This window comes from Oerskovia douganii (assembly GCF_015142735.1).
In the GTDB taxonomy this organism is placed as follows: Bacteria; Actinomycetota; Actinomycetes; order Actinomycetales; family Cellulomonadaceae; genus Oerskovia; species Oerskovia douganii.
Map to the genome: position 1 here is coordinate 1 of NZ_JACSPN010000008.1, position 18,458 is coordinate 18,458.

Here is an 18,458-nt window from a genome sequence, read left to right on the forward strand (position 1 = left end):
GAGACGGGGTGGGAGAGTAGGTCGCCGCCGGACAACCATTCACCAAAGGCCCACCCCTCACGGGGTGGGCCTTTGGCATACCCCCAACACCCCACAGCCCCAGCACCCACCCGTGCCGGGGCCTTCCCGTCCCCGGACACACGCCCGGTCCCGGACCCCGGCACCCACCTCAGGGCACTCCCTCCACGACCCGGTCCGGAGCCACCCGCGCCGCATCCGTCCCACGGACCTGCCCTCGACGACCCGTCGGACGACGGGCCGGCACGGCCCCGGTGAGCGTCGTCGTCGGGCACTAGACTGGCCACCATGTCCACCATCTCCCGTGATGAGGTCGCGCGCGTCGCCGTGCTGGCCCGCATCGACCTCCGGCCCGAGGAGCTCGACCGCCTCGCCGGCGAGCTCGACGTGATCGTCGATGCGATCGCCCAGGTGAGCGAGGTCGCCACTCCTGACGTCCCCGCCACGAGCCACCCGCTCCCGCTGACCAACGTCTTCCGAGACGACGTCCCCGTGCCGCCCCTGCCCGTCGAGGACGTCCTCGCCGCAGCACCGGCCAGCGAAGACGGACGCTTCAGCGTCCCGCAGATCCTCGGGGAGGAATGATGACGAACGACCTGACGCGGCTGAGTGCCGCGGACCTCGCCGCGCACCTGGTGTCCGGGGAGGTGAGCAGCGTCGAGGCGACGCAGGCCCACCTCGACCGCATCGGCGACGTGGACCCCGCGGTCCACGCGTTCCTGCACGTGAGCACCGAGGACGCCCTCGCGACGGCCCGTGACGTCGACTCGCGCCGCGCCGCGGGCGAGGACCTGCACCCCCTGGCGGGCGTGCCGATCGCCGTCAAGGACGTCGTGGTGACCAAGGGGCTGCCGACGACCGCAGGCTCCAAGATCCTCGAGGGCTGGATCCCTCCGTACGACGCGACGCTCGTCGAGCGCATCCGCGCCGCGGGTCTGCCGATCCTCGGCAAGACGAACATGGACGAGTTCGCGATGGGCTCCTCGACCGAGCACTCCGCGTACGGCAACACGCACAACCCGTGGGACCTCGACCGGATCCCCGGCGGCTCGGGCGGTGGCTCGGCCGCGGCCGTCGCCGCGTACGAGGCCCCGCTCGCGATCGGCACGGACACCGGCGGCTCGATCCGCCAGCCCGGGGCCGTGACCGGCACGGTCGGCGTCAAGCCCACCTACGGCGGCGTGTCCCGCTACGGCCTCATCGCCATGGCGTCCTCGCTCGACCAGGCGGGCCCCGTGACGCGGACCGTCCTCGACTCGGCGCTCCTGCACGAGCTCATCGGCGGCCACGACCCGCGCGACTCGACCTCGATCAACGAGGACCTGCCGCTGCTCGTCGACGCTGCCCGCCAGGGCGCGATCGGCGACCTGCGCGGACTGCGCGTCGGCGTGGTCTCCGAGCTCTCGGGAGAGGGCTACCAGGAGGGTGTGAGCGCGCGCTTCACGGAGTCGCTCGACCTGCTGAGGTCGCTCGGCGCCGAGATCATCGAGGTCTCGTGCCCGCACTTCAAGTACGCGCTCGGCGCCTACTACCTGATCATGCCGAGCGAGGCGTCCAGCAACCTCGCCAAGTTCGACGGCATGCGCTTCGGCCTGCGCGTCGAGCCCGAGGACGGCCCCGTCACGGCCGAGCGCGTCATGGCCGCGACCCGTGGCCAGGGGTTCGGCGACGAGGTCAAGCGCCGCATCATCCTCGGCACCTACGCCCTGTCGGCGGGCTACTACGACGCCTACTACGGCAGCGCGCAGAAGGTCCGCACGCTCATCCAGCGGGACTTCGACGCAGCGTTCGCCCAGGCGGACGTCCTGGTCTCCCCGACGGCCCCGACGACGGCCTTCAAGTTCGGCGAGAAGCTCGACGACCCGCTCGCGATGTACCTCAACGACGTCGCGACGATCCCCGCGAACCTCGCGGGCGTCCCGGGCATGTCGCTGCCGAACGGTCTGTCGGACGACGGCCTGCCCGTCGGCTTCCAGATCCTCGCGCCGGCCAAGGCCGACGACCGTCTGTACCGCGTGGGTGCCGCCCTCGAGGCCGCCCTGGAGAACACGTGGGGCGGGCCCCTGCTGGCCAAGGCCCCGGAGCTGGAGGTCGCGCGATGAGCGCACACGCAACCGTGGACCTGGTCGACTACGACGAGGCCGTCCGCCGCTACGACCCGGTCATCGGGATCGAGGTGCACGTCGAGCTCGGCACCCGGACCAAGATGTTCTGCGCGGCCGAGGTCGAGTTCGGCGGGGAGCCCAACACGCAGGTGACCCCGGTGAGCCTCGGCCTGCCGGGTGCGCTGCCCGTGGTCAACGGCAAGGCCGTCGAGTACGCGATCAAGATCGGGCTCGCGCTCAACTGCCAGATCGCCGAGTCCTGCCGCTTCGCCCGGAAGAACTACTTCTACCCGGACGTGCCCAAGAACTTCCAGACGTCGCAGTACGACGAGCCCATCGCGTTCGACGGCTACCTGGACGTCGAGCTCGAGGACGGCTCGATCTTCCGCGTCGACATCGAGCGCGCGCACATGGAGGAGGACGCCGGCAAGAACACCCACGTGGGTGGGGCGACCGGTCGTATCCACGGTGCCGAGTACTCGCTCGTGGACTACAACCGCGCGGGCATCCCGCTCGTGGAGATCGTCACGCGCCCCATCACGGGCGCGGGTGAGCGCGCCCCGGAGGTCGCTCGCGCGTACGTCCAGACGCTGCGAGACATCTTCCGTGCCCTCGACGTGTCGGAGGCACGCATGGAGCGCGGGAACGTCCGCGCCGACGTGAACCTGTCGCTGCGGGCGACCCCCGAGTCGCCCCTGGGCACGCGCACCGAGACCAAGAACGTGAACTCGTTCCGCTCGATCGAGCGCGCGGTCCGCTACGAGGTCTCGCGCCAGGCCGCCGTCCTCGACGAGGGCGGCACGGTCATCCAGGAGACGCGTCACTGGCACGAGGACACCTCGATCACGACCGCCGGTCGCGTGAAGTCCGACGCCGAGGACTACCGCTACTTCCCGGAGCCGGACCTGGTGCCGGTCGCCCCGAGCCGTGACTGGGTCGAGCAGATCCGTGCCACGCTGCCCGAGCTCCCCGTGGCCCGTCGCAACCGCCTGCAGCGGGAGTGGGGCTACGCGGACGCCGAGATGCGGGACGTCGTGAACGCCGGAGCGCTCGACCTGATCGAGGCCACGGTCGCGGCCGGCGCGAGCCCCGCGGCCGCGCGCAAGTGGTGGATGGGCGAGCTCGCCCGCTACGCCAAGACGAGCGAGACCGAGCTCGCGGAGATCGCGGTCACCCCGACGCAGATCGCTCAGCTCCAGGCCCTCGTGGACTCGGGTCGCATCAACGACAAGCTGGCCCGCCAGGTCCTCGAGGGTGTCCTCGCGGGCGAGGGCGACCCGGAGGCCGTGGTCGTGGCCCGCGGGCTCGAGGTCGTGTCGGACGACGGCGCGCTCCTCGAGGCGATCGACGCGGCCCTCGCGGCGCAGCCCGACATCGTCGAGAAGGTCCGCTCGGGCAACCTGGGGCCGATCGGTGCGATCATCGGCGCCGTCATGAAGGCCACCCGGGGCCAGGCCGACGCCGGGCGCGTCCGCGAGCTGGTCATCGAGCGGATCGGCTGAGCCGTGCCCCGGAGCACAAGGGAGGTGGCCGCGTGACGCGCGGACCCGAGCTCTTCGGAGAGATGGTGCGGCTGCGGCCAATCGAGGCTCGCGACGCCGAGCGCATGTGGGAGTCGGTGCAGGACCCGGAGTCGAACCGGCTCACGGGGACCACGGCAGAGTTCACGCGCGAGCAGATCGACGAGTGGGCCGCGACGGTCAGCGACCGCGAGGGCCGCTACGACTGGGCCATCACGTCGGCGGCGCAGCGCGACGGTCAGCTCGTGAGCGACGAGATGTTCGGGGAGATCGTCCTCAACGACATCGACGACCACGCGCTCTCGGCCAACCTCCGCCTGGTCCTGCTCTCGAACTACCGGGGGCGCGGCTACGGGCGTGAGGCCATCTTCGAGGTGCTGCGCTTCGCGTTCGACCACCCCGAGGGGCCGCACCTGCACCGCGTGAGCCTCGACGTGCTCAGCATCAACCCGCGGGCGCGCATGCTCTACGAGTCGTTGGGCTTCCGTGAGGAGGGCCGGCTCCGGGACGCGTTCAGGGACGGCGACGGCTGGGCGGACGCGATCGTGATGAGCATCCTCGAGGACGAGTTCCGCGCGGGGCTCTGAATCGGGTGCCCCAGCGGCATGTCAGGACGGGCGTGACCTCCGGGTCGCGCCCGTCCTGCCGTCACCGGGCGCGGTCGACGGGCCCTCAGCCGCGTCCGCGCGCGAAGTCCTCGAGCGACGCCTTGCGCTCGACCGCGTGGTCCACGACCCGCTCGGGATACCCGGGAGCACCACCGGGGAGCTTCCACGGCTCGTGCACGGCCTTGCCGGTGATGCCGCGCAGCTCGGGTACCCACTCGCGCACGTAGGCGCCGTCGGGGTCGAACTTCAGGCCCTGCGTGACGGGGTTGAAGATGCGGAAGTAGGGTGCGGCGTCGCGCCCGGTCCCGGCGACCCACTGCCAGTTGAGCTGGTTCTGCGACACGTCGCCGTCGACGAGGTGGGCCATGAAGTGTTCGGCCCCGCGCTGCCAGCGCACGTGCAGGTCCTTGACGAGGAACGACGCGACGAGCATCCGGACACGGTTGTGCATCCACCCGGTGGCGAGGAGCTGGCGCATCCCGGCGTCGACCATGGGGTAGCCCGTGCGGCCCTCGCGCCACGCGGCGAGCAGCGCGTCCTCGGTCCGGCCCGTGGCCCAGGCGTCGTCGGGGACCACGGTCCGCAGCGAGCGCCGGGCGGCTCCGGGGTGGTGGAACAGGACGTCGGCGTGGAACTCGCGCCACGCGAGCTCCGAGCGGTAGGTCGCGGCGGACTCCTCCGGCACGGACCCCGAGCGCACGGCCACCGCGAGGTCCGCGAGCAGCGTCCGCGGGTGGATCTCACCCCACTTGAGCGCAGGCGACAGGTACGACGTCCCGGCGAGGTCCGGTCGGTCGCGGTCTGTCGGGTAGTCCGCGAGCCCGTCCGCGAGGAAGGCGTGCCAGCGGTCGCGGGCCGCGGCCTCGCCGGCCGCGGGCAGGCGTGCTCCCGTCCGAGGCGAGTCCGGGAGGCCGTCGGACGCGAGGGCGGCCCACGCGACGTCGTCGGGCAGGGGAGCGGGGGAGCGCCAGCCGTGCTCGAGCCACGCCGTGCGGAACGGCGTGAAGACCTGGAACGGCGTCCCGCCCCGGGTGAGGACCCGCCCGGGCGCGACCGCGTAGGGCGACCCCGTGCGGCGCAGGCCCACACCGTCGGCGGCGAGGAGCTCCTCGACCGCGTCGTCGCGACGACGCCCGTACGGCTCGTAGCTCGCGGCGACGTGGACCGACCGCGCCCCGGTCTCGGCGCACACCGCCGGCACGACCGTGCGCGGGTCGCCGTGGCGCACCACGAGCCGGCCGCCCGTCGCGTCGTGCAGCGCCCGCAGGCTCCGTACCAGGTACGCCTGCCGCACGGGCGCGGCCGACGCCCACAGCGCGGGGTCCAGGACGTACAGCCCGACGACGTCGCCCCCCGTCGTGCGCGCCTCGCCCACGGCCTCGGCGAGGGCCGGGTTGTCGGTCAGGCGCAGGTCGCGGCGGAACCACAGGACGGTCGGCACGGAGGAAGGCATCCGACCACGCTAGCCGGGCCGCGGTGGTGACGTCCGCCACGACCACCCGGATTGGCCCGACCAACCGGCCGGTGGGAAAATACGATCCATGAGCGGTAACGACGAGCGACCCGTCCAGCCCGACCTCCCGGACCCACGGCTCGAGTCCGAGACGGCGCCCCCGACGCGCACCGTCCCCCGTGATCGCGCATTCTTCGGGCACCCCATCGGGCTGATGACGCTGTTCACCACCGAGCTGTGGGAGCGGTTCAGCTACTACGGGATGCGGGCCATCCTCCTGTTCTACCTGACGGACACCGTCGCCAACGGTGGCCTGGCCCTCGACGAGGTGACCGGGCTCGCCCTGGTCTCGATCTACGGCACGGGCGTCTACCTGCTGTCGGTCGTGGGCGGCTGGCTCGCCGACCGGATGATCGGCTCCCGCCGTTCGGTGCTCTACGGCGGGATCATCATCGCGGCGGGACACGTCGCGCTGACGATCCCCGGGGCGGGCTTCTCGATGCTCGGCATCGCGCTCGTGGCCCTCGGCACGGGTCTGCTCAAGCCCAACGTGTCGTCCATGGTGGGCGAGCTGTACTCGCGCGACGACCCGCGCCGCGACTCGGCGTTCTCGATCTTCTACATGGGTATCAACCTGGGCTCGCTCGTCTCGCCGATCATCGTCGGGTTCGTCAACCGGATGTGGGGCTACCACGCGGGCTTCGCGGTCGCGGCGGTCGGCATGGCGATCGCGCTCGTGTTCTTCGTCGCAGGACGCAAGTACCTGGGCGGTGCCGGGGACTCGGTCCCGAACCCGCTCACGCGCGAGGAGTACCCCAAGCTCGCGCGTCTGGGCCTGTTCATCCTCGCGGGCATCGCCGTCGCGGGGCTGCTCGCCTGGGCCGTGTCCGGGGCGTTCGGGATCTCGACGTTCATCGACACCCTGTCCTACATCGCGTTCGCTGCCCCCATCGCGTACTTCCTGGTCATGTTCCGCTCGCCCAAGGTCACGGCACCCGAGCGGTCCCGGCTCACCGCGTACATCCCGCTGTTCGTCGCGGCGATGCTGTTCTTCATGATCTTCGAGCAGGCGGCCACGACGCTGTCGAGCTTCGCGAAGAACCGGACCGAGCTCTCCTTCTTCGGCATCGCGATCGAGCCCGCGTTCTTCCAGTCCGTGAACCCGTTCTCGATCGTGATCCTGGCGCCGGTGTTCGCCTGGATCTGGGTCAAGACCAAGGACCGTCCGCCGACAGCCGTGAAGTTCGCGATGGGCCTCACGCTCGCCGCGCTCTCGTTCCTGTGGCTCTCCGGCGCGTCGGCGATCTTCGCGGACGAGAAGGCGCCCGCCTGGGTCCTGGTCTCGGTGTACGTCATCCAGACGCTCGGCGAGCTGTGCCTGTCGCCCGTGGGGCTGGCCGCGACGACGCTGCTCGCGCCGCGGGCCTTCCGGAGCCAGGCCATGGCGCTGTGGTTCCTGGCCCCGGCGGCCGGGCAGGCGATCACGGCCCAGATCGTGCAGGTCACGGAGGGCGCCTCGGACACCGCGTACTTCGGTGTCGTGGGGGCCATCACGATGGCCTTCGCGCTCGTCCTGTTCGCGCTCGCGCCGTGGGTCACGCGTCACATCCGCCACGCGGACGAGCAGGAGGCGGTGGCCGCGACGTCCTGACCCCGCGGGCACGCGGCTGCCCGACGACGCCACGCGCCCGGGTGCAGCGATGCACCCGGGCGCGGAGCGCCGTCGGGACGGGACGTCAGCGCATCCAGCCCGGGACACCGACGCGCGCGGCGAGGCCGCCCAGGCCGAACGTCTCGCCCGCGCGGGTCAGCGCCACGACGATCACGACGAGGGCCGTCACGACGTGGTCCTCGACGATCGGGTTGTTCGACCCCGCGGCCAGGGGCCAGGTCGTGGCCCACAGCATCGCCATGAGGAGCGTGCCCGAGACCGCGGCGACCCGGGTCCCGACGCCCAGCAGCAGCGCGAGCCCCGTGGCGCCCATGCCCAGCATGAAGAGCCAGTCGGTCGCCGGTCCGGCCAGGGCGCCGAAGGTCCCGGCCAGCGGCCCCTCGAGCGAGGAGAGGTACCCCTGCGTGGGCGAGCCCCCGTTGAGCCAGGCCCGCTCGGACGGCGTCGCGTAGCCCAGGCCCAGCGTCTTGTCGAGCACGGGCCACAGGAAGACGATCGAGACCGCGATGCGCAGGAGCGCGAGAGCTCCGCGCGCCGCGGCGCTCGTGACGACCCGGGGGCGCGTCGTGTCGTCGGGGGCGGCCACCCCGGTCTCGGAGGTGCGGGCGGGGTCGGTCGCGGTGGCGCGCGGGTTCCGGCTCGGAAGTGCGGTGGCGTGGCTCATGGTCTGGTCTCCCTGATCGATGGTGGCCCGTGCGGTGCGGGCGACGGACGCCGGGGGCACCGGGGGCGTGGTTCGAGGACTGGCGGCGAGGGCTGCGAGCGCCCCCGCGGTCGGCGAGGACCGGCAGGCGACGGGCGTGCACGGGCATGTCCTCGGCACGTCTCGGCGGGCATCTGCGCTGCCGGGGCAGCCGTGCCAACCTCCCACCCGGGTGAAGCGGCCCGCAACACTTTGAGCGAATTGACGGGTTTTCCCGTATCGGGGGTGCTACGTAGGGGGAACCCCCGTACGCAGCGCCGTGGGAGCGCTGCCCCGGCGGGGACCACGAGCCGGACGACCGACGTCCCACGCACGGGGCGGGCGTAGTGTGTCCGAGCGGTCACCTCCCAGGCCGCAGCACCACGTGAAGGAGCTGAACCGCCATGAGTCGCCCCCTGCGCTCTCGGACGTCCACCCACGGCCGCAACATGTCCGGTGCCCGCGCGCTCTGGCGCGCCACCGGCATGGGCTCGGAGGACTTCGGCAAGCCGATCATCGCGATCGCGAACTCGTACACGCAGTTCGTACCGGGCCACGTCCACCTCAAGGACATGGGCGACCTGGTCGCGTCGGCGATCCGCGAGGCCGGCGGCGTCTCCAAGGAGTTCAACACCATCGCGGTCGACGACGGCATCGCGATGGGCCACGCGGGCATGCTCTACTCGCTGCCCAGCCGTGACCTCATCGCGGACTCGGTCGAGTACATGGTCAACGCGCACTGCGCCGACGCGCTCGTGTGCATCTCCAACTGCGACAAGATCACGCCCGGCATGCTCAACGCCGCGCTGCGCCTCGACATCCCCGTCATCTTCGTGTCGGGCGGCCCCATGGAGGCCGGCAAGGTCGTCGTCGCCGACGGCGTGGCCTCCACGCGCCTGAACCTCGTCAACGCGATCAACTACGCCGCGGACGACAACGTCAGCGACGAGGCCCTCGCGCAGGTCGAGGAGGCCGCGTGCCCCACGTGCGGCTCGTGCTCGGGCATGTTCACCGCGAACTCGATGAACTGCCTCACCGAGGCCCTGGGCCTGTCGCTGCCCGGCAACGGCTCGACCCTCGCGACGCACTCCGCCCGCCGTGAGCTCTTCCTCGAGGCCGGCCGGACCATCGTCGACCTCGCGCGCCGGTACTACGACGAGGAGGACGACTCGGCCGCGCCGCGCAACATCGCGACCAAGGCCGCCTTCGCCAACGCCATGACGCTCGACGTCGCGATGGGCGGCTCGACCAACACGGTCCTGCACGTCCTCGCGGCCGCCCAGGAAGGCGAGATCGACTTCGACCTGACGGACATCGAGCGCATCAGCCGACAGGTCCCCTGCCTGTCCAAGGTCGCGCCGAACCACCCCGACTTCCACATGGAGGACGTCCACCGCGCGGGCGGCATCCCCGCGCTGCTGGGCGAGCTCGACCGCGCCGGGCTCCTGGACCACGACGTGACGTCGGTGCACACCCCCACCCTGCGCGAGTGGCTCGACGACTGGGACGTCCGTGGCGGCAAGGCCACCGAGCGGGCCGTCGAGCTGTTCCACGCGGCCCCCGGCGGCGTGCGCACGACGCAGGCGTTCTCCACCTCGAACCGCTGGGACCACCTCGACACCGACGCCGCGAACGGCTGCATCCGCGACCTCGAGAACGCGTACACGGTCGAGGGCGGCCTGGCCGTGCTGCGCGGCAACCTCGCCGAGGACGGCGCCGTCTTCAAGACCGCCGGCGTCGACCCCGACGTCTTCCACTTCGTCGGCACGGCCCTCGTGTGCGAGTCGCAGGACGAGGCCGTCGAGAAGATCCTCACCAAGCAGGTCCAGCCCGGTCACGTCGTCGTCGTGCGCTACGAGGGGCCCGCGGGCGGGCCCGGCATGCAGGAGATGCTCTACCCGACGTCCTTCATCAAGGGCCGCGGCCTGGGCAAGGTCTGCGCGCTCATCACCGACGGCCGCTTCTCCGGCGGCTCGAGCGGCATCTCGGTGGGCCACGTGTCCCCGGAGGCCGCAGCGGGCGGCGTGATCGGCCTGGTCGAGGACGGCGACGAGATCGAGATCGACGTCGACACGCGACTCATCCGGATCAACGTCTCCGACGAGGTCCTCGCCGAGCGCCGCGCCAAGATGGAGGCGCGCGAGAACCCGTGGCAGCCCGTCGACCGCGACCGCTACGTGTCCCCGGCCCTCCAGGCCTACGCCGCGATGGCGACGTCCGCCGACCGCGGCGCGGTGCGCGACGTGTCGCTGCTCAAGCGGCGCTGAGCCCGCCACCTGCCCGACGACGGGCCCGCACCCGCCACGGGTGCGGGCCCGTCGCCGTCGGGGCCGGTCGGCGGCGGGCGGGTCAGGGGAGGTCGCGCGTCAGCACTGCTCCTCGGACTGCTCCGTGATGACCCACGACGTCCCTGCGGGAGCCATCACGGCCGTGCCGCAGTCCCCTCCCGCGTAGGAGACGGCCAGGACCGTCGCGTCGGGGCGCTCCTCCCGGACCGTGACCTCGACCTCCGCCACGTCGCCGACGGCCGCGTAGAGCCCGGCCGTCGTCGTGGTCATCGACGCGCAGTCCGTGATGCCGGGCCAGCCCTGCGTCGTCATCTCCGCGACCATCCGGTCGACGAGCGCCGGAGCCAGGTACCCGCAGGCGGTCTCCACGTCAGGCGCACGGCTCGCGGCGAGCCACGCACGGAAGGCGTCCTCCGGCGACGTGCCCGTGACGGCGCCGGGCGACGGCACGGCGGGGGCCGGCTCGCCGGGCGTCCCCCCACCGGGGGAGCCCGAGGCTCCCGGTGCGGGCACGGAGGCCGACGGTGCAGGGGCCGCCCCGCCGCCCGCGGTCCCGGTGCCGGTGCCGGTGCCCGTGCAGCCCACGAGGGCCACGAGCAGGAAGGGGAGCAGACCGACGGCCCGCCGGCGGCGGGCCGCGAGGGCGTGAGGGCGGGCGTCGGCAGGTGAACGGTGCGGCGTCGTTGCAGTCACGCGGGCATCCTGCCACACGCCCTCGCCGCGCACGCCGGGCGTCTTGTGGCCCGCCGCACCGCGTGACGAGATACTCGGGTATGGCCAGCGACGACATCGACATCAAGCCCCGCTCCCGCACCGTGACCGACGGCATCGAGGCCACGGCCTCGCGCGGGATGCTCCGCGCCGTCGGGATGGGGGACGAGGACTGGGGCAAGCCCCAGATCGGCATCGCGAGCTCGTGGAACGAGATCACGCCGTGCAACCTGTCGCTCGACCGGCTCGCGCAGGGGGCCAAGGAGGGCGTGCACGCGGGCGGCGGGTACCCGCTGCAGTTCGGCACGATCTCGGTGTCCGACGGCATCTCGATGGGGCACGAGGGCATGCACTTCTCGCTCGTGTCCCGCGACGTCATCGCGGACTCGGTCGAGACCGTCATGCAGGCCGAGCGGCTCGACGGGTCCGTGCTGCTGGCGGGCTGCGACAAGTCGCTGCCCGGCATGCTCATGGCCGCCGCGCGCCTCGACCTCGCGAGCGTGTTCCTCTACGCGGGCTCGATCATGCCCGGCTGGGTCAAGCTCGAGGACGGCACCGAGAAGGACGTCACGCTCATCGACGCGTTCGAGGCCGTCGGGGCGTGCTCGCGCGGACTCATGAGCAAGGGTGACCTGGACCGCATCGAGCGGGCCATCTGCCCGGGCGAGGGGGCGTGCGGCGGCATGTACACCGCGAACACCATGGCGTCGGTCGCCGAGGCCATGGGCATGTCGCTGCCCGGCTCGGCCGCCCCACCCTCCGCGGACCGCCGCCGCGACAACTTCGCGCACCGCTCGGGCGAGGCCGTGGTCGAGCTGCTGCGCCGCGGCATCACGGCGCGCGACATCATGACCAAGGAGGCGTTCGAGAACGCCATCGCCGTGGTCATGGCGTTCGGCGGCTCGACCAACGCGGTCCTGCACCTGCTCGCGATCGCGCACGAGGCCGAGGTCGAGCTGACGCTCGCCGACTTCGACCGGGTGGCCGCGAAGGTCCCGCACCTGGGCGACCTCAAGCCGTTCGGCCGGTACGTCATGAACGACGTCGACCGCATCGGCGGCGTGCCCGTGGTCATGAAGGCGCTGCTCGACGCGGGGCTGATCCACGGCGACGCCCTGACGGTCACGGGCCGGACGGTCAGTGAGAACCTCGCGGACCTGGCGCCGCCCGACCCCGACGGCAAGATCCTGCGCGCGCTCGACAACCCCATCCACCGCACGGGCGGCATCACGATCCTCGGCGGCTCGCTCGCCCCCGAGGGGGCCGTCGTGAAGTCCGCGGGCTTCGACTCCGACGTGTTCGAGGGCACCGCCCGCGTGTTCGAGCGCGAGCGCGCGGCCCTCGACGCCCTCGAGGACGGGACCATCACGGACGGCGACGTCGTCGTCATCCGGTACGAGGGCCCCAAGGGCGGGCCGGGCATGCGCGAGATGCTCGCGATCACGGGAGCCATCAAGGGGGCCGGGCTCGGCAAGACCGTGCTGCTCCTGACCGACGGGCGCTTCTCGGGCGGGACGACCGGGCTGTGCGTGGGGCACGTGGCTCCGGAGGCCGTCGACGCGGGCCCCATCGCGTTCGTGCGCGACGGCGACCGCATCCGCCTCGACGTCGCGCGCAAGACGCTCGACCTGCTGGTCGAGGAGGCCGAGATCGAGGCCCGCCGTGCCGGCTGGGCTCCCCTCGCCCCCACGTTCACCCGGGGAGTCCTCGCCAAGTACGCCAAGCTCGTGCAGTCGGCCTCGCGCGGCGCGATCCTCGAGTAGGTGGTCACGCGCGGGGTGGTGGTCGTCCCGACGGGCAGAACGGCCTCGCCCCGTGCTCGGCACCAGCGGTCGCGAGTGCTGGCGACGTGCACCGGGCTGCGGGATAGTGGTCGGGGGCCCGTCGGCCCTCGATCGACCTCGGTTCCCCGATCCCTCACCCGGAGCAGCAGCCATGAGCGACGCGATCACCGCCCGACAGTTCCACGACAGCGACGGGGTGGAGGACTGGCGCGTCGTCCTGGGCACCGCGCAGACCCGTTTCCGCACCGGCTCGTTCACCGCGGGCGTCGAGCTGATCGACGCGATCGGCGAGCTGGCCGAGGGCATGAACCACCACCCCGACGTCGACCTGCGCTACGCGACCGTCACGGTGCGCGTGTCCTCGCGCGACGTGGGCGGCCTGAGCCGGCGCGACCTGACCCTGGCGCGGCGGATCTCGCTCGTGGCCAAGGAGCTCGAGCACCCCGCCGAGACGGACGGCCTGCTCGAGGTCGAGATCGCGATCGACGCCCTGGACCGGCCCGCCGTCCGGCCCTTCTGGCGAGCGGTGCTCGGCTACGCGGAGGCGCCGCCCGAGGACGAGGGCCTGGGGCTCACCGACCCCGCGGGGTACGGGCCGCCGGTCTGGTTCCAGCAGATGGATGCTCCCCGTCCCCAGCGCAACCGCATCCACCTCGACGTCTCGGTACCGCACGACCAGGTCGAGGCTCGTGTGACCGCGGCCATCGCTGCGGGCGGTCACCTCGTCTCGGACCGGCGCGCGCCCGCGTTCTGGGTCCTGGCCGACGTCGAGGGCAACGAGGCGTGCCTGTGCACGTGGCAGTCGCGCGACTGACCCGTCGCCGCGGCGCGCACCTCCGTCCGGCGCGGGGGCGACCAGCGTCCGGCAGCCCCGGACCAGGACGTCGCGCGGCGGGCCACGTCGCTCGAGGGCGCCGAGACCTGGTGACCCCCGGACGAGGAAGACCCTGGTGCGCGAGGCGCGCCCCTGCGGGCACCACCTCGCGCACCAGGGTCTCCCGCGGCGCCGCCGCGAGCCGGGTCAGAGCGCCCCGAGGGCCTGACGGACGGCCTGCGAGAGGGCCTTGCCGTCGACGCGACCGATCCCTGCCGCGGCAGCCGTGGCGGTCTTCATGACCGTGCCCATGTCCTTCATGGACGAGGCGCCGGTCGAGGCGATCGCGGAGGCCACGAGTGCGTCGAGCTCGGCCGGCGTGAGGCTCGCGGGCAGGTACTTCTCGATGAAGTCGGCCTCACGGGTCTCGTTGTCGGCACGCTCGGTCGCGTCCGCGTCGGCGTAGATCTGCGCGCTCTCGCGGCGCTTCTTGACCTCGGCGGCCAGGATCGTCTGGACCTCTGCGTCGGTCAGCTCGTGCGCGGTCGTCCCGGACTTCTCGGCGGTGCGGACAGCACCGATGACCTGGCGCAGGGTGTTCTTGGCGAACTCGTCGCGGGCCTTCATGGCGGTCGTGAGGTCGGCGGTCAGCCGCTCGATCGTGGTGGTCATGGGTCCATGGTGCCTGGTCCGGCGGCTCGGACCCTACTGGAATGTCGTGCGTGCACGTGCGGGCGCCGTCCTCGGCCCGGCGGCGGGCACCGCTCCCGAACGGGTGAGAGGCTCGATGTCGTGAGCGACGAGACCGCACGCGACGTGCCGAGCACCCCTGTCCCTGCCACCGCGTCCGCCCCGCACCCTGCGGGCGGATGGTCGTCGGGCGAGCCGCCCTGGTGGACGAGCGCCGTGGTGTACCAGGTCTACCCGCGGTCCTTCCAGGACTCGGACGGCGACGGGATCGGCGACCTGCCCGGGATCGAGCAGCGGCTCGACCACCTCGTGGCGCTGGGCGTCGACGTGGTGTGGCTCTCGCCCGTGTACCGCTCGCCGCAGGACGACAACGGCTACGACATCAGCGACTACCAGGACATCGACCCGATGTTCGGGACGCTCGAGGACTTCGACCGCCTGCTGGCCGCGGCGCACGACCGGGGCCTGCGGGTGGTCATGGACCTGGTGGTGAACCACTCCTCGGACGAGCATGCCTGGTTCCGCGAGTCGCGCTCGTCTCGCACCGACGCCCGCCGCGACTGGTACTGGTGGCGTCCGGCGCGCGAGGGCATGGAGCCCGGGACGCCCGGGGCCGAGCCCAACAACTGGCGCTCGTTCTTCGGGGGCTCGGCGTGGGAGTACGACGAGGCGACGGGCGAGTACTACCTGCACCTGTTCTCGCGCAAGCAGCCGGACCTCAACTGGGAGAACCCGGACGTCCGCCGCGCGGTCCACGACATGATGACGTGGTGGCTCGACCGCGGCGTCGACGGGTTCCGCATGGACGTCATCAACCTCATCTCGAAGGTCCCGGGCCTGCCCGACGGCGAGGTCCACTACGGCGTCTACGGCGACGGCAGCCCGTTCTACACGAGCGGTCCGCGCGTGCACGAGTTCCTCCAGGAGATGCACCGCGAGGTCTTCGCCGGGCGACCCGAGCAGCTCCTGACGGTGGGGGAGACCCCGGGCGTGACGATCGAGGACGGCGTGCTGTTCACGGACCCCGATCGTCACGAGGTCGACATGGTGTTCCAGTTCGAGCACGTCGGGCTCGACCACGGCTCGAGCAAGTGGGACGTCAAGCCCCTGCGCCTGACCGACCTCAAGGCGACGTTCGGGCGCTGGCAGGCGGGGCTCGCGGAGCGCGGCTGGAACTCGCTCTACTGGAACAACCACGACCAGCCGCGCATCGTGTCGCGGTTCGGCGACGACGGCGAGCACCGTGTCGCCTCGGCCAAGGCGCTCGCGCTGCTGCTGCACCTGCACCGGGGGACGCCGTACGTCTACCAGGGTGAGGAGCTCGGGATGACGAACGCGGGCTTCACGTCGATCGACCAGTACCAGGACATCGAGTCCCTGGGGCACTTCCACGAGCTGGTCGACGCGGGCGTCGCGACCGAGGAGCAGATGCTCGTCGCGCTGCGCGCCATGAGTCGCGACAACGCCCGGACCCCCGTGCAGTGGGACGCGTCGGAGCACGCGGGCTTCACGACGGGCACGCCGTGGCTCGCGGTCAACCCGAACCACGTGGAGATCAACGCGGAGGCCGAGCGGGCGGACGCCGGCTCGGTCTTCCACTTCTACCGCCGCCTGGTCGCGCTGCGCCACGACGTCCCGGTCGTCGCGCTGGGTGACTTCCGCATGCTCCTGCCCGACCACGAGGCCGTGTACGCCTTCACGCGCACGCTCGACCTGCCGCCCGTCGTCGAGGGGCCCGACGGCGCAGCGTCCGCCGCGAGCACGGCGTCGCGCGACGACCTGCTCGTCCTGGTCAACGTGAGCGGCTCCGAGCAGGAGGTCCCGGCCGACGTCCTCGCCGGGTGGGAGGGCGCCGAGGTACTGATCGCGACGCACGACGACGCGGCGCGGCAAGGCCCCGGCGAGGCCCGGGTGCTGCGCCCGTGGGAGGCGGCCGTCCACCGGCGCGGATGAGCCGGCCCGGCTCGGTCCGAAGCCGCTAGGATGCCCGCGCCGTCGTCGTGGACGGACGGCAGCCATGCAGGAGCATGCGTGGGCACGGTCGAAGGGGGAGAGCCGATGGCGGCAGCAGGGGACCTGGCGGTCAGGACGCGCGGGCTGCGGAAGTCGTACCGCAGCGTGAAGGGGCGCTCGGTGGGCGTCGAGCATCTCGATCTCGACGTCCCGGCAGGGGGTGTGCACGGGTTCCTCGGACCCAACGGGTCCGGCAAGACGACGACCATCCGGATGCTCCTGGGGCTCGTGCGGGCGGACGAGGGCACCATGCACCTGTTCGGGCAGGAGGTGCCCCGGCACCTGCCACAGGTCGTCGGGCGGGTCGGCGCGATCGTCGAGCACCCGAAGTTCTTCCCGACCTTCAGCGCCCGCCGGAACCTGGAGCTGCTGGCCGGGGCGATCGGCGCGCCCGCGGGACGGGTCGACGCGGTGCTCGCGGAGGTCGGGCTCGAGGACCGCGCGGGCGACCGGTACAAGACGTACTCGCTCGGCATGAAGCAGCGGCTCGCGATCGGGGCGACGCTCCTCAAGGACCCGGACCTGCTGATCTTCGACGAGCCGACGAACGGACTCGACCCGGCAGGGATCCGGGAGGTCCGCGAGACCATGCGCGGCCTCGCGGACCGTGGGAGGACGGTGCTCGTCAGCAGCCACATCCTGGCCGAGGTCCAGCAGGTCGCGGACACCGTCTCGATCATCGCGCGGGGCAGGCTGCTCGCGAGCGGTTCGGTCGCGGACCTCGTGGGCAGCGGCGGCCGGTCCGTCCGGGTCGGGGTCTCGGACCCCGGCGGGGACGCGGCGCGGGAGGGCGGGGCGCGCGACCGCGCGGCGCGGGTGCTCGAGGCCGCGGGGCACAGGGTCCGGCCCGAGGGCAACCTGCTCCACGTCGACGCCGTGCCCGACCCGTCGGTCGTGACCCGGATCCTCGCGGCGCACGACCTGTGGGTCGACGAGCTGCAACCAGCCGCGGTGGACCTGGAGTCGGTCTTCCTCGAGCTGACCGCGGACCACGGCCCTGGCGGGACGAGCGCGGGCCCGCGGACCGACGTCGAGACGGTGGTGGCGTGATGCGGCTGCTCCGGGTCGAGCTCACGAGGTTCCGGGCCCGCGGGGCCGTGAGGTGGACAGCCCTCGGGCTGCTCGTCGTCACGATGCTGCTGGTCTTCGTCGCGTTCACGCAGGCGCGGCCCATGCCGGCCGAGGAGCAGGCGCAGATGCGTGCCCTCTTCGAGGACCAGGTCGACCTGTGGGAGGCCGAGGGCGACGAGTGGGTCGCCGACTGCGAGGAGAGGCAGGCCGAGGACCCCGCGAGCGACTACGGGTGCGACCAGATGGCGGCCCCCTCCTGGGAGGACTGGGTGGGGCAGACGCCCACGTTCGCGACGACCGGGCAGGAGCAGGTCTCGGCGCTGCCCTTCGCGGGGGTGGCGTTCGCCCTGCTCGTCGGGGCGTCCTTCGTCGCGGCCGAGATCAGCACGGGTGCGATGGGGCTGTGGCTCACGTTCGAGCCGCGTCGGTCACGGGTCTACTGGTCCAAGGCGGCCGCCGCCGCGATCGGTGCGCTCCCCGTCGTGCTGGCGACCTTCCTGCTGGGGGTGGCCGGCATCTACGCCGTCTACGCGGCCTTCGGCCGGGTGGGGGACACGGACGCCACCTGGACGACGTTGGCGCACGTCGCGGGGCGGACGCTCGCCGCGGCGGCGCTCGTCGCGCTGGCGGGCGCTGCGCTGGGGGCCATCCTGCGCCACACCGCGGCGGCGATCGGCGTCGTCGCGGTCTGGTTCCTGGTCGTGGAGTCGCTCGTCGTGCCGCAGGTCCAGCCCGAGCTCCAGCGGTGGCTGCTCCGCGACAACCTCGGTGCCTGGATCTTCGGCGGTTCCGAGTACGCGGTGCCGGTCTGCAGCATCACGGAGCAGGGGCAGGTGTGCGAGTACGTCCAGCGGGAGATCACCCAGACGCAGGGCGGCCTCGTGCTGCTCGGTGCGGTCGCCGCGCTCACGGTCCTCGCGGTCGTCCTCTTCCGCCGGCGCGACGTGTCCTGACCGACCGCCCCCCGGGCAGGCCGCCCGCCACCAGCATCGGTCGCCCCCGGTCGGCTCACCCCCGTCGAGCCGGACG

At 72.5% G+C, this 18,458-nt stretch carries 15 protein-coding genes; 11 read left to right on the forward strand and 4 right to left on the reverse strand.

Annotation, left to right across the window (positions count from 1 at the left end; all coding sequences use genetic code 11):
- Positions 1–306: 306 nt before the first annotated feature.
- The 4 genes from gatC to H9623_RS08030 are packed head-to-tail and all read left to right on the forward strand — an operon-like array spanning position 307 to position 4,230.
- Positions 307–603 (forward strand): Asp-tRNA(Asn)/Glu-tRNA(Gln) amidotransferase subunit GatC, encoded by a 297-nt coding sequence (gatC, locus tag H9623_RS08015; protein WP_030152198.1) that lies wholly within the window; start codon positions 307–309, stop codon positions 601–603.
- The gene (gene gatA, locus H9623_RS08020) at positions 603–2,120 is read left to right on the forward strand and encodes an Asp-tRNA(Asn)/Glu-tRNA(Gln) amidotransferase subunit GatA (RefSeq protein ID WP_193719535.1); all 1,518 of its coding nucleotides are present in this window, start codon (positions 603–605) and stop codon (positions 2,118–2,120) included. The genes gatC and gatA overlap by 1 nt, the downstream gene beginning before the upstream one ends.
- A complete protein-coding gene (gatB, locus tag H9623_RS08025; protein WP_193719536.1) occupies positions 2,117–3,625 on the forward strand; it encodes an Asp-tRNA(Asn)/Glu-tRNA(Gln) amidotransferase subunit GatB in 1,509 nt (502 codons plus the stop codon). Before gatA ends, gatB begins: the two co-directional genes overlap by 4 nt.
- 32 nt (positions 3,626–3,657) lie before the next feature.
- Positions 3,658–4,230 (forward strand): GNAT family N-acetyltransferase, encoded by a 573-nt coding sequence (locus tag H9623_RS08030; protein ID WP_321575345.1) that lies wholly within the window; start codon positions 3,658–3,660, stop codon positions 4,228–4,230.
- 85 nt (positions 4,231–4,315) lie between these two features.
- Here H9623_RS08030 and H9623_RS08035 read toward each other — a convergent pair whose 3' ends face one another.
- The gene (locus H9623_RS08035; RefSeq protein WP_193719627.1) at positions 4,316–5,692 is read right to left on the reverse strand and encodes a cryptochrome/photolyase family protein; all 1,377 of its coding nucleotides are present in this window, start codon (positions 5,690–5,692) and stop codon (positions 4,316–4,318) included.
- 100 nt (positions 5,693–5,792) lie between these two features.
- On the opposite strand from H9623_RS08035, the gene H9623_RS08040 reads away from it, so the two are divergent.
- Positions 5,793–7,355, forward strand: coding sequence for a peptide MFS transporter (locus H9623_RS08040; RefSeq protein ID WP_193719537.1), 1,563 nt, complete (start codon positions 5,793–5,795; stop codon positions 7,353–7,355).
- 85 nt (positions 7,356–7,440) lie between these two features.
- Here H9623_RS08040 and H9623_RS08045 read toward each other — a convergent pair whose 3' ends face one another.
- Complete coding sequence (locus H9623_RS08045) at positions 7,441–8,040, reverse strand: DoxX family protein (RefSeq protein WP_227748374.1); 600 nt, start codon at positions 8,038–8,040, stop codon at positions 7,441–7,443.
- Positions 8,041–8,462: 422 nt separating this feature from the next.
- Between H9623_RS08045 and ilvD (H9623_RS08050) the strand changes: the two genes are divergently transcribed.
- The gene (gene ilvD, locus H9623_RS08050; protein ID WP_193719538.1) at positions 8,463–10,325 is read left to right on the forward strand and encodes a dihydroxy-acid dehydratase; all 1,863 of its coding nucleotides are present in this window, start codon (positions 8,463–8,465) and stop codon (positions 10,323–10,325) included.
- Between the two features lie 99 nt (positions 10,326–10,424).
- On the opposite strand, the gene H9623_RS08055 is transcribed toward ilvD (H9623_RS08050), so the two are convergent.
- Complete coding sequence (locus tag H9623_RS08055; protein ID WP_193719539.1) at positions 10,425–11,039, reverse strand: hypothetical protein; 615 nt, start codon at positions 11,037–11,039, stop codon at positions 10,425–10,427.
- A gap of 80 nt (positions 11,040–11,119) precedes the next feature.
- Here H9623_RS08055 and ilvD (H9623_RS08060) point away from each other — a divergent pair, with 80 nt between their 5' ends.
- Positions 11,120–12,820 (forward strand): dihydroxy-acid dehydratase, encoded by a 1,701-nt coding sequence (gene ilvD, locus H9623_RS08060; protein WP_193719540.1) that lies wholly within the window; start codon positions 11,120–11,122, stop codon positions 12,818–12,820.
- A gap of 172 nt (positions 12,821–12,992) precedes the next feature.
- Entirely contained in the window at positions 12,993–13,655 is a 663-nt protein-coding gene (locus H9623_RS08065; protein ID WP_193719541.1) for a VOC family protein, read from the forward strand.
- A gap of 207 nt (positions 13,656–13,862) precedes the next feature.
- On the opposite strand, the gene H9623_RS08070 is transcribed toward H9623_RS08065, so the two are convergent.
- Complete coding sequence (locus tag H9623_RS08070; protein ID WP_193719542.1) at positions 13,863–14,327, reverse strand: GatB/YqeY domain-containing protein; 465 nt, start codon at positions 14,325–14,327, stop codon at positions 13,863–13,865.
- A gap of 120 nt (positions 14,328–14,447) precedes the next feature.
- On the opposite strand from H9623_RS08070, the gene H9623_RS08075 reads away from it, so the two are divergent.
- The 3 genes from H9623_RS08075 (at position 14,448) to H9623_RS08085 (ending at position 18,382) form a co-directional block, all read left to right on the forward strand.
- A complete protein-coding gene (locus H9623_RS08075; RefSeq protein ID WP_407671867.1) occupies positions 14,448–16,298 on the forward strand; it encodes an alpha-glucosidase in 1,851 nt (616 codons plus the stop codon).
- 105 nt (positions 16,299–16,403) lie between these two features.
- The gene (locus tag H9623_RS08080) at positions 16,404–17,408 is read left to right on the forward strand and encodes an ABC transporter ATP-binding protein (protein WP_193719629.1); all 1,005 of its coding nucleotides are present in this window, start codon (positions 16,404–16,406) and stop codon (positions 17,406–17,408) included.
- The gene (locus H9623_RS08085; protein WP_407671872.1) at positions 17,408–18,382 is read left to right on the forward strand and encodes an ABC transporter permease subunit; all 975 of its coding nucleotides are present in this window, start codon (positions 17,408–17,410) and stop codon (positions 18,380–18,382) included. The genes H9623_RS08080 and H9623_RS08085 overlap by 1 nt, the downstream gene beginning before the upstream one ends.
- The last annotated feature ends 76 nt before the right edge of the window (positions 18,383–18,458 follow it).

Bases quoted from the DNA above. Each gene is read 5' to 3' on its own strand.
- gatC (WP_030152198.1), top strand. From the start codon at position 307: ATGTCCACCATCTCCCGTGATGAGGTCGCGCGCGTCGCCGTGCTGGCC.
- gatA (WP_193719535.1), top strand. From the start codon at position 603: ATGACGAACGACCTGACGCGGCTGAGTGCCGCGGACCTCGCCGCGCAC.
- gatB (WP_193719536.1), top strand. From the start codon at position 2,117: ATGAGCGCACACGCAACCGTGGACCTGGTCGACTACGACGAGGCCGTC.
- H9623_RS08040 (WP_193719537.1), top strand. From the start codon at position 5,793: ATGAGCGGTAACGACGAGCGACCCGTCCAGCCCGACCTCCCGGACCCA.
- H9623_RS08045 (WP_227748374.1), bottom strand. From the start codon at position 8,040: ATGAGCCACGCCACCGCACTTCCGAGCCGGAACCCGCGCGCCACCGCG.
- ilvD (WP_193719538.1), top strand. From the start codon at position 8,463: ATGAGTCGCCCCCTGCGCTCTCGGACGTCCACCCACGGCCGCAACATG.
- ilvD (WP_193719540.1), top strand. From the start codon at position 11,120: ATGGCCAGCGACGACATCGACATCAAGCCCCGCTCCCGCACCGTGACC.
- H9623_RS08065 (WP_193719541.1), top strand. From the start codon at position 12,993: ATGAGCGACGCGATCACCGCCCGACAGTTCCACGACAGCGACGGGGTG.
- H9623_RS08070 (WP_193719542.1), bottom strand. From the start codon at position 14,327: ATGACCACCACGATCGAGCGGCTGACCGCCGACCTCACGACCGCCATG.
- H9623_RS08080 (WP_193719629.1), top strand. From the start codon at position 16,404: ATGGCGGCAGCAGGGGACCTGGCGGTCAGGACGCGCGGGCTGCGGAAG.
- H9623_RS08085 (WP_407671872.1), top strand. From the start codon at position 17,408: ATGCGGCTGCTCCGGGTCGAGCTCACGAGGTTCCGGGCCCGCGGGGCC.